Raw genomic sequence first — 11,088 nt, forward strand, 5'->3', positions numbered from 1 at the left:
GTACACCGATGTTGCTTCAATAACTCAAACTATTGCTATCATTAGCATACAGTCCAAGATTCAAGTCCTCACTAGGGGACCGAACCAGTGAAGGCACCTGATTGATTCGCCATAGGTATAGAATATCGAACTTTCTTACTTTTTAGAGTAACTCAGCTGCTTGTAATGCTATTTCTTTAACATCTAAGCTAAGGGCTAAATCTGCATTGATCAAATCTTCAATATCGAAAAATCTAGCTTCTAGGGCGTCATCACCTGCTAGAGGATCACCAGAAACCCAAATACAAAGTACGGCTACAAGAACAAAATGGTGACGAAGCTTACCACTACTATCAAAGTCAAACGCGTCTACAGCGTTAAATGTCTTAAAGGCTTTTGATACAATGCTTGTCTCTTCATAAAGTTCACGAACGGCAGCATCTTTAACAGTTTCCCCACGTTCAATTTTACCACCGGGAAAACCCCATCGACCTGCATCGGGTGGGTTAGCACGGCGTACTAAAAGCACCTTTCCATCTTTAAAAAGTACTCCAATAGTAGCTACTATTGGACGTAGGCTCTGTGGTTCGTATTGTATTATAGGTTCATTACTTAGTATATTAGACATAAAAACTCAATTGAGAATAGGACATAGAGGATAGCTTAATATTCAAGTCCTCACTAGGGAGCCGAACCAGTGAAAGTACCTAATTGCTTGCTTATAGGTATACTTACTTAGAAAAACGGTATTACCTCTATAGATAATTTAATGATTTCTATGATCAAAAACAAAATATCTACAACTAAGGAGAGTGTGTCTAGATTTTTCATGAGGGTTTTCCTTTTATACATTGAAGGTGGTTGGTATTGTCTTTCAATAACTTACGACTGATATTTTATTGAACATCAGAAAATCGGACTAAATGAGGCGGTTCAGGTGCTAATTATCTAAAAATAACAATAGATACTCGATGTCAATCACGGTGTATTGCACGTAATACACCGCAAATAGTTGATCTCCCAGTTATAACTCTCATTTTACTGACATTGATTGCTTAATCTTACGGGACAGAGTTCCGATATCGTTATTAAAGTCCTTTACTGTAAGCCCAACAAGTACGTTTGACGTGTATTGGGCAAATCCACGCTATCCGTTGATGTATCGAATTAGAGCCATTATTTCCGATCCGCCTAATACTATTATGAATGACCTTTTTACTAGGCTTTGAGGGGTGTTCCGCGCCTCTCTCTCATACGTAAATCACTAAATTTCAGGCACAAAAAAAACCTTTAGTTATCTCTAACTAAAGGTCAGTGGCGCTTAATAAGATCTTTAGATCGTGGCTCTAAGCCTCAGCTATCTGCTTTAGCAAGAACTCAACGCGACTCGCATCATCCCCTTTGCCTTTATAGCCATACGCCTTATCCACTGTCTTATCCAGCGCAGCATGGGCTTTAGTTAGCTCAGGATAAGGATCAATCATATATGTATTGTATAGCTTGGCTAAAGTAGGTGCGTCTTCACTACCGTCTTGATAGAGCTTACGAGCGTCTAAGACCGCTTGTGCGGCTTTGGCAATGTCATCACGCGCTTTGGTCGCCTTGCTGCTGTCATCTTCTGCCATAAATGGATAAGGGAAGTTGTTATAGACGATGCTATTTGAATAGCGATAACGGCTTTCTAGGCGACCAGCTGTTAAGCGCATAAAAGCATTGTGCATACTGCTAGAGAGCGTTCCAAAGTGGTATAAACTTGCATGAGGTAAGCTAAAAACAAGGTTGCTGCATACCGTTGTATGATCAAAAAAGCCTATAGGTACGTATTTTCTATTTTCTGATGATACGCTAGGGACTAAAAGATAGCTCCCTGAAGATGGTTGGCGTATTTCGCTGAATAGATGAGGCGTAGCTGCCAGCTTTTGCGTGGCTTTTTTAGTGCTATCACTTCGCATTGCCTTGATGTTTTCTAACCGCTGTACGACGTTTGGCATCTGTGCCAAATCCTTATTTAACTCTATTGGATCGACTCCATCGAACCACAAACACCAGCGTTTAACATCGTTTAAAAATTCTTGTGAACCTATAAAGGGGCGCAAATACTTTTCGGTTAGCGGCTCTTTTTCTAATAGCTCTAAGTATTCCTCATTAGATAGTAGCAAGTTCCCACCATCTGTAGGCTGGCTACCTTTCGCCATTATATTTTCATTAGATACTTGTTTGTTTTTTCGATCAAAAAAAACGATAGGCGAACCTATCAAATATCCGTTTATTAACTTTGCTTTATTTGGTATAGGGTCGGCGGCTATATCGTCATAACTGAAAATGGTTTTTTCTTGACGCTCGTGTGTCGAGTAGCCAACGATGACGCAATGAACCGCTGCTACACCTTTGCCCTCATTCGTCCATCTAAAGGTATGGTGAGCAAAGTTAATATACCCACCGCAGTTTTCAAGCAAATACTGCCATAACACCGCTACATGCTCACCTTGAACGATGGAATTGGTCGATACAAACGCCGTTTCGACATGATGCCTCTGCTTTGTGACCAACTGCATATAGTGCATGGCTTTGATATACCATCCAGCCACGTAATCTAAAGTTTTAGACTTCTTAATATCACCTGCCACATGCGCCATATCCGCTTTTTGCTCTTTACTTTGATAGGTATAACCAATAAACGGCGGATTACCCATCACAAAATCGCATTCATTTGCCGCTAGAACGCTCTCCCAATCAATTTGTAGGGCATTACCCTCAGTGATGTGTGGACTGTACACAATGGGCGTTGTGGGGCGCGTTGTGCCAAACAGGTCAGCAGTGGCTTGGTTTAACTGGTGATCGGTGATCCACATGGCCACCCTTGCGATATGCGCGGCGTGTGGCTCAATCTCGATGCCATAGAACTGATCCACGGTGACTTGGCACATACTGCTAATATCGAGTAAGCCCCTTTCATCACCATAAATCTGTGCAATCAACTGGTTTTCTAGTAAGCGTAGCTCTCGATAGGCGATGATAAGGAAGTTACCGCAGCCGCAAGCTGGGTCAAAAAACTTGAGCGTGGGCAGTTTGTTGTAAAGCCTGATTGCGCGTGGCTTGTCTTTGGCGCACTTGGCGAACTCGTCACGCAAGTCTTGCAGAAATAAGGAATTGATGACCTTTAAGATATTTTTCTCACTGGTGTAGTGAGCGCCGAACTCGCGGCGTTTGTCATCGCTATTATCAGTGCTATCTATATCAAGGACGCTTTGGAACATTGAACCGAAAATAGCAGGGCTGATCTCGCTCCAATCAAGGCCATTACAGTCAACAACGAGGTTATACAGGTTTTCATCAAAATAAGGGATGCTGATCGTGTCTGAGAACAGATCGCCGTTAATGTAGGCAAAATCAGCGTAGTGCTGTGGCAGACGGCTTGATCGGTTTTCAGTGTTTAGTGTATTAAATAGGGTGCTAAATACTTCGTTGAGGTTGCTACCATCAGGGTTTGCGTGGTTTTTAAGTAAGCCATGCAAAAGGTTGTTTTGCCCAAAGATGCCAGTATCATCAGCGAAGAAACAGAATATCAGACGCGTTAAGAATAGTGCCAGCTCGTCAGCATCCACACCGTCATTGATAAAAGCTTGATGCAGTTTGGCCACCATTTCGGTTGCCTGACGGTTAATCGGGTTTTCCTCGATGATCTCCATTATTCCAGTGCTAGGCACTAAAAAGCCTAGCCATTCAGCGTTTTTAGGTAAGTCAGTTAAAGCGCATTTATACTCTTTGATGTTTAAAGGGTTATCAAGATCAAAGATCCACAGCTCATCAAAGTTGCAAAGCACGATGTAGCGCGGCTTGTCAGCATTGCTTAGGCGTTCATAGTATTTGCTAACTTGGTTATAGGCTTTGTTTAAATCAACGCCGCGACTTTTTTGCTCAATCATCACAAGCTTTGGAATAAAGGCATCCACGTACTTTTGTGACTTGTCTTTTTTGAGACGATGCTCAAACGCTTTTAGCTGGGTCTGACCTGCTACGCCGTAAGCATTGAATACTTGCGTCCAAAAGTTCTGACTTTGCCCCCTCTCATAGCCCTCAGCATCTTTGTAATCGTGGATAACTAATTGCAGCTGCTCGCGGATGTGCTGATAGTCTGAACTCATGGATCGCCTTGTTGTATGGATTATTAGGAGTGCGCCTAATGATACGCAATATTTTGGTTTTTTGAAGACTTAATAATCCAAATACTCTCGAACAGGGCGCTTTTTAAACTGTGAAGCGTCTTTTTTCAAGCGATTAATCATCTCAAACTCCCACGCTTGTTCGCTCTGACCAGCTGGACTCGTTGAGCTAACCATGTGATTGTAGTCTGCGATAAACTGCGGATTTCGGGCAATGCGCCCAAGCTGCTTATCATTTAACCCTTCAATCGTGAACATATCTGCTATGTTCCCGTCTCTGACAGCTTCCAGTTTCGCTTTTTTTGGTTGCGCTTTAGTTAATACCTTAAATTTAAAGCCTACTATAGCCACGCCCTTTTTAATCTGTTCGTAGCTGACTTTCAGGTCTGATTTTTCATTTATTTCTTTCACTGCAAGGTCTAGAACGCGCTTTTTAAAGTCGCTCATTGCCTTATATTCAGTATCTTCAACACCTAATTGCCCTCTGAAAACATCAAGATCAAAGCTTACCTTTTTGGCTTGCCTCCATTGGTTAAGTAGTTCGTATAACCTCACAGAGTACACACTCTTCATTGGTGCTACCTGCTCAAGCGCAAATCTTGTGAATAGAGTTTTAGCTTCTATAGCATCGATACGTGTAATCTCTTGAACTACAGCAGGTGTAAGCATTATTTCTATGATTGCTTCATCATCTAAATACTTTGCCTGACTTACCCAATGAGACTTAACTGGCTTACCATCCCGCTCATCAAGAAATGTAAAATAACGCTTAAATAAAGAGGTCTCAGCCTCAATAAGAACTTCATACGCCGTTTGTCTTGTTACACCAAACGCTTCAGCATAGCGGCTTGCGTGGATAGGTAAGGGAGTTACGGTATCTATGCCTGTGCCTGTCTCTCTTGCGTCTATAATCGCTAACTGCATGAGTCGAATTTCAGCAAGTGATAATTTCTGTAGAGCTGTATTTAGCCTGTGAGTTTTAACAACCTCATTTTTTAACTTTTTGCTGCTCATATCTATAAACCCATTCTAATTAGTGACGTTAATTTAACATGTCTTTTAAATGACGTAAACAATACACGTCCTTAATTGACAGGTAAACGTCCCTTAATTGACAGGTAAACGTCCCTTAATTGACAGGTAAACGTCCCTTAATTGACAGGTAAACGTCCCTTAATGGACTCTGTAGTCCAATGATATCAATGCTTTCAGATGACTTAAAAGCTTTTAAAAGCATTAAAAACATTAAAAACCTTTTTTTGTTTTTTATTTAATAAAATCTACTTCAAGAAAAATTCGTTCACATCATAATTTTTACCTGCACTCTCATCAAAATCACGCTGGTCATTATTGTCTAAATAAGGTTCAGGCACAGAGTTATCTGTACGACGCGATCTAACCCTACGTTCATACTTCTCTTTTTTTGACATAACCTCAGTATCACCGTTATTAGCTACAAGCTGCCCACTTTGAAAATACTTATCATCTTTGTGCTTACGATAACTCTTACTAACCCCTTGTTCAGTGATGTTGATATCAAACTCTTGTTTTAATAACTTAGCAATGTCGTCAAAAGTGTAGTTAACATACCAATCCTCTCGCTTTTGGATAATGAAGCGGATAGCATTTTTCGTCAGCTTACTTTTTGCCATAATATTCCCTGCATGGTTGATTGATCATCATTGGTAGCTCCTATAGTACCTTTGAACACCAATGAAACCAAATGAATGTATTTGAAACTATTTGAACGTATTGCAGCCTCTTGAAACGAATTTTTGAACGCTAATGAATCTATTTGAACGCATATGAAACCAAATGAACGTATCAGTTTTAAAATCATGTTAATGAGGCTAGTAAGTTGAACCTAAATAGAAAAATGGAGGTGGTAGAGGATATTTTTAGGATTGCAGGATAGGCTACCGCCGTCAAAAATGGGGTATTTTTGGATAGGGTTTAGTTGGTCGCAGTTCATAAGACGACTTTTTCTTAGTGACAGTGAGAACGCTATTACTGACCAAATGGAACACAAGTGATCAGTATCGTTATCTGTAGCATCAAGAATTAATCAAAAGTTCCTAAGCAGCAGCTTAGGAATATTCCTTCAAGTCAGAAAAATTATGATCACGGATAGGCTTCCAATTTTTATAGAGCAGCTGACAAGATCAGCAAAATAAAATCTGACGTTTCACCCGATCTAATTTGATCTCTCAAATTCTCATTTCACCAAAAAACTACCGCCTAGAACATCCAAGCAGCCCAAAAAAAACCACAAAATCCGCAGCAAAATAATTTTGATGAACGCATTTGGCAAGTTAAGCAAAACTTGCCAAAAGGACTGTCGTGCCGACGGCAGAATATAAGTACACACACTACGCAACTGGTTGCAAACGCGCAAAGCCATACAGCGTAAGGGTTTACGTGTATGACAAACGAAGGGCACGTAGTACCACAAATTATGTTTTTTTTCTTATAAAAGCCTTTATAATAAAGGCTTAACTTGTACCACAAACGGATTTTAAAACTGATGCAAAATCGCAAAAAACTCAATATTAGAATTGATGCTGATTTACACGACTTTTTATGCAAAAATGCGCCAAATACGCTCACCAGCTATGTAGAATCTTTGATCACTCAAGGCGTTATTACAGAGGTTAGTGATCTTTATGACAGAGCAGAAAATAGCTATCAAACGGCGGTACTGGCGGCTAGAAATGAGGCGTTAAAAGCCAAAGACGCTGAGATTAAAGCCTTAAAAATTCAGATAGGAAATGCAAATTCTCAGCTTGATACCCAAATAGATCTTATGTCGAATATCTGCCTTTCTGAAGGCGTACCACGCGAGACAATAGAGAAATATGCTGAAGATACGAACGAAGAAGATAATATGACCAGCAAGCTAAAATTCGTTAATCGTTTGGCAGTAGAGCTTGCCAAGGCAAGAGGTTATGAGAGTAAGACCATTAAAAGTTGGAGTCGCAAAAATTAAAAAAATAATAGAGGAAATGCTTAGAAATGCTTAATAGAATAAAGATTTTGAGCATAGCTGTATTTATCATAATAGCGACAGCGTGTGTGAGTACGTTTAATAACACCTATGAAAAAACACCTATAAATACCAATCTTTTAGAAAAAAAAGCTTTAGAAGAAGATAGGATAAATATCCAGACTGTAACTGAAAAATCTGATTTTAATGAATTAATAATGTCAATTTTGACAAGCTTATTAGTTTTAGTTGGTATTGCTCAAGTAATGATGCTTATAAGCCAGAAAAGACAGAACCAGTTAGCTTTGCTTCAAGAGTACAGATCCAGATGGAATGAGTATAGAAGGTATTGGGCTATTGTAGTGTTTGTGGGTAGAGGTGAAGATGAATATTATCAAGTTGCAAGTAAAAGTTTGCAATCAGAGCTAAGTAAATTAGTTAGAAAAAACTTGGATACTTCTCCTTCAGTTTGGGCGCTAGAATCCATTAGTTATATATGCAACACCCTAAGTGATGTGTGCTTGAGAATACTACAAGGGCAATTAAATATAAAGGACGTGTACCCTTTGTTTGGTAGTGAGTTACTTCGTCATAGTCGTCCTTTTAGGGTCTTACTAGATGTATATTATGATTGTGAGTCATATGACACGCTGCGAGACGAAACTGGACGATATAGAAAGTTATCAAGGCATGAGGAAGTACGTAGAGAACTGCAAGATTGGCTTATCTATCATGACGGTATTCGAAGACGTTGTTTGATTTTGATTGATTTGCTATGGGCAGAAGCAACAAGGTTAGAAGACTTATCACCTTCAGATATTGAACATGCAGCTTATGCGAAAGAGGAAAGTGGTAAAGTATCTCGTGTACGTTTGACTAAAGAGATTAGAAAAACAAGTTACCTTTTCCCCACTTATAGAGCTTTTAAACTTACTACTCATCTAAAAAATTCTGAGTTCAAGACGTATAAATGGCAAATAGTGGGTATTGATAGAGAAAAAATTAAGAAACGCGAAGCAGAGTGGGTGAATATGCTACTTCGAAAAAAAGATATGGACTGCTAACGACTGTTTAACCCTATTCCTTGTATCTGCTGATACAAGGTATTTTGATGCCTTAGATTGTGTAGAAGAGCTATGAGAGCTGAAAGGAGACAATATGAACAAAGTTAGCTATCGCATAGAGGAGTTGCCACGTCTAACAGCCAAGCAGCAAGCCGACTTAGAGCATTGATTGCAGCTGATAAGTGTCGCTAGCTGTTTGACGTTGAGATAACGAGCGCGTAAACTCAAACCCTAGAAATGATTAACCCCCAGTGCTACCAACACTAGGGGTTGATTGAATTTTAATCCGTGTCAGCAGATATAAAACCCAAAAATCGTACCTATATTTTATATCAGCAGGCACACTAATACAAGTGTGCGTTATGTTACTGCTACCTGAGTTATACCCAACCCTGCCCTACAAGCCTTATTGCACTGATGATTTAGGCACTCTTAGTATCCAGCCAAAACAGATCGCTGTTAAAAAGCGCTACATCCAGCACAATCCGCCCTGCATGACCCACTTTATCGGTTTAGATATTGATCATCCACATGGCGCAATGCGCTGGGCTGAAGAATACCTGCCGCCGCCGCGCTGGACGACCCAAAACCCTGTGAATGGTCACGCGCACATCGTCTATGAGCTAGAAAAACCTGTTTGCACCAGTGAAAACGGCAGTATCAAAGCCCTAAAATACCTAGCCGCCATACAAGCAGGACTGATCAGAGCCACTCGCGCTGATTCAGGATACAGCAACTTCATCACCAAAAATCCCTTACACCCTTATTGGCGTACCGAGGTATGGACGGATGAAAAATATAAGCTGGACTATTTAGCTGAATTTATCGAGCTACGCGCTTTGAACACCACCGAGAAGCAAAGCGGCCTTGGTCGCAACTGCACCTTATTTGATACCGTGCGTCATTGGGCGTATAAGGCCGTCAGAGAGCATCGAGGCAAGCAGTGGGAGTTATGGTATAACTCAGTGCTTAAACATGCCCTGAGCGTCAATATGGCGTTTCCTGAGCCATTACCTTACTCAGAGATCAAAGCCACTGCCAAAAGCATTGCCAAATATTGCTGGAAACGTGATGGCTACCACTATCATGAGTTTATACACCGTCAGGCGATTAAAGGCAGTAAAGGCGGCAAAGTGTCTAAGCGCAAACCTGATCCAACTTCAGAGCAATCATTAAAGCCTTGGGAAGAACTGGGTATTTCTAGACGAACATACTATGACGATAAGAAAAGATTCAAATGATAATTATTCTTAAAAGCTGCACCAGATAAGCCTAAATCAGATAACAGCGCTTTTTGTGGGTGGTGTATGTGCTCCTAGGGTAAAAAAAGAAAACCCTGCACAAAGGCAGGGTTTTCGCAATCGTCTAGGGGGGAGGTGTTAACCTACGATACCCCTAGCTCACAATTCAATTATAAGGCTTTATTAGTATGAATTCAATGCTTAACGCTGATGTGATCAGGAGTACCTTGTCACAGCCAAGATTATCTACTTATGAAAAATATACGGTTACTCTAGATGAGGCTCTAGAACTGTATCAATGGAATGCCAACATATCAGGTGCATTTTTTCCTTGTTTACATATTTGCGAGGTGACTATCAGAAATGCCGTTTCAGAGGTATTGTTTAAGCAACATGGTAACCAGTGGCCTTGGGAGACTGGTTTCATAAATACCCTACCCAATCCTAGACATGGCTACAACCCTAGAAACAACGTGCAGAAAGCACGAGATAAAGTGTCCGATGTGAACAAAGTCATTCCTGAGCTAAATTTTGTGTTTTGGCAAAAGATGTTCACAAGTCGTCATGATGATCAGCTGTGGTTACCTTATCTTAGGGATACTTTTCCCTATGCGCCTAGTTATAGCGACATTGCGGCGTTGAGAAGTGAGATCTATAACGATTTGGAAAAGATCAGACGGCTCAGAAATCGTATTGCCCACCATGAGCCGATTTTTAGAAGGGATCTTAATAAGGATTATGAGGTGATCATAAAATTAATTGGGTATCGCTGCTGTGATACTGCTCAGTGGTTATGCTCACACCAAAACGTAGTCTCATTATTAAACGATAAACCCAGATAGTTACACTGGCTCTAGAAGCTACTGTCACCTTCTTTAAGCTCTTTTGACACACTAGCGATCAGATGACGGGAGCAATCAGTAGTCTTTTGAATGTCACTATAGCTGAGACCAGAATTTAAGAGACTAGCAATTACCTTGCGCTTTTTAACATCTTTACCGCGACCCTTATATTTGCCTTCAGCCTTAGCTTTAGCGATACCTTGCATTTGACGGTGGCGGCGGTCTTCATAGTCTTTACGGGCAATGGCAGCGAGCATATCAAGCATCATCGAATTGATAGCTTGTAAGATACTGCTCATAAATTCGCTGCTTTTGTCTGATTGGAACGCCATAAACGAGGTGGGTAGCTCTTTTGAGACGATAGCCAGTGTTTTATCTGATAACATTTGCTTTAAGGTATCCCAATCAGCCTGATTAAGCCGTGCAAGACGGTCTATTTGCTCAACTAGGATAATATCGCCCTCAGATGCTTCATCAATGAGTGTCATCAGCTGTGGGCGCGTGAGCGTCGCTCCTGATTCATTCTCAACGTAGAAGGCTGCAATCTTGTGGCCATGCTCTTTAGCAAAGGCGGTAAGCTCAGCTTTGGCGCGGCTTGCGTCCTGCTGTTTGGTTGAGGCGCGAAGGTAGGCTCGGATCAGCACAATAGATCTCACAGACTGTTATAAGTGGTTTCATTATAGCAGTCTGTTTTATGTGGTGCTAATGGTGCTTATTCGGTCGGTTTTGGTAGTTCTGTTGGGGTATACTCATGTAGAACTGCATGTAATAACACTAATTTGGACTTTGATAATGAAAAAGGATAAACCATACATT

General features: G+C 40.7%; 9 protein-coding genes. 4 read left to right on the plus strand and 5 right to left on the minus strand.

The genetic code is table 11. The features are described 5' to 3' along the window. Positions 1-142: 142 nt before the first annotated feature. From ACS8FD_RS12540 to ACS8FD_RS12555, 4 genes are all read right to left on the minus strand, one after another. Positions 143-607 (minus strand): NUDIX hydrolase, encoded by a 465-nt coding sequence (locus tag ACS8FD_RS12540; protein ID WP_007115209.1) that lies wholly within the window; start codon positions 605-607, stop codon positions 143-145. Between the two features lie 718 nt (positions 608-1,325). Next, a complete protein-coding gene (locus ACS8FD_RS12545; RefSeq protein ID WP_439276157.1) occupies positions 1,326-4,124 on the minus strand; it encodes a DNA methyltransferase in 2,799 nt (932 codons plus the stop codon). Positions 4,125-4,193: 69 nt separating this feature from the next. After that, entirely contained in the window at positions 4,194-5,156 is a 963-nt protein-coding gene (repM, locus tag ACS8FD_RS12550) for a replication initiation protein RepM (RefSeq protein WP_439276158.1), read from the minus strand. 266 nt (positions 5,157-5,422) lie between these two features. Continuing rightward, positions 5,423-5,794 carry a hypothetical protein gene (locus tag ACS8FD_RS12555; protein ID WP_201580493.1) on the minus strand — a complete coding sequence of 124 codons (372 nt, stop codon included), beginning with the start codon at positions 5,792-5,794 and terminating at the stop codon, positions 5,423-5,425. Between the two features lie 872 nt (positions 5,795-6,666). Here ACS8FD_RS12555 and ACS8FD_RS12560 point away from each other — a divergent pair. The 4 genes from ACS8FD_RS12560 to ACS8FD_RS12575 all read left to right on the plus strand — a co-directional run bounded on the left by ACS8FD_RS12560 (position 6,667) and on the right by ACS8FD_RS12575 (position 10,272). Then, entirely contained in the window at positions 6,667-7,128 is a 462-nt protein-coding gene (locus ACS8FD_RS12560; RefSeq protein WP_439276159.1) for a hypothetical protein, read from the plus strand. Positions 7,129-7,214: 86 nt separating this feature from the next. Further along, positions 7,215-8,189, plus strand: coding sequence for a hypothetical protein (locus tag ACS8FD_RS12565; protein WP_439276160.1), 975 nt, complete (start codon positions 7,215-7,217; stop codon positions 8,187-8,189). A gap of 362 nt (positions 8,190-8,551) precedes the next feature. After that, complete coding sequence (locus ACS8FD_RS12570) at positions 8,552-9,430, plus strand: replication initiation protein (protein ID WP_439276161.1); 879 nt, start codon at positions 8,552-8,554, stop codon at positions 9,428-9,430. A gap of 188 nt (positions 9,431-9,618) precedes the next feature. Beyond that, positions 9,619-10,272, plus strand: a complete 654-nt coding sequence (locus tag ACS8FD_RS12575; RefSeq protein WP_225736966.1) for an Abi family protein — start codon at positions 9,619-9,621, stop codon at positions 10,270-10,272. A gap of 11 nt (positions 10,273-10,283) precedes the next feature. Here the strand turns inward: ACS8FD_RS12575 and ACS8FD_RS12580 are convergent, their stop codons facing one another. After that, positions 10,284-10,916, minus strand: coding sequence for a recombinase family protein (locus tag ACS8FD_RS12580; RefSeq protein WP_439276162.1), 633 nt, complete (start codon positions 10,914-10,916; stop codon positions 10,284-10,286). Positions 10,917-11,088 lie beyond the last annotated feature (172 nt).

The organism is Psychrobacter sp. 1U2, assembly GCF_051847575.1.

Excerpts from the sequence above, each read along its gene's own strand:
- ACS8FD_RS12570 (WP_439276161.1), top strand. The coding sequence starts at position 8,552 with ATGTTACTGCTACCTGAGTTATACCCAACCCTGCCCTACAAGCCTTAT.
- ACS8FD_RS12560 (WP_439276159.1), top strand. The coding sequence starts at position 6,667 with ATGCAAAATCGCAAAAAACTCAATATTAGAATTGATGCTGATTTACAC.
- ACS8FD_RS12575 (WP_225736966.1), top strand. The coding sequence starts at position 9,619 with ATGAATTCAATGCTTAACGCTGATGTGATCAGGAGTACCTTGTCACAG.
- ACS8FD_RS12555 (WP_201580493.1), bottom strand. The coding sequence starts at position 5,794 with ATGGCAAAAAGTAAGCTGACGAAAAATGCTATCCGCTTCATTATCCAA.
- repM (WP_439276158.1), bottom strand. The coding sequence starts at position 5,156 with ATGAGCAGCAAAAAGTTAAAAAATGAGGTTGTTAAAACTCACAGGCTA.
- ACS8FD_RS12540 (WP_007115209.1), bottom strand. The coding sequence starts at position 607 with ATGTCTAATATACTAAGTAATGAACCTATAATACAATACGAACCACAG.
- ACS8FD_RS12545 (WP_439276157.1), bottom strand. The coding sequence starts at position 4,124 with ATGAGTTCAGACTATCAGCACATCCGCGAGCAGCTGCAATTAGTTATC.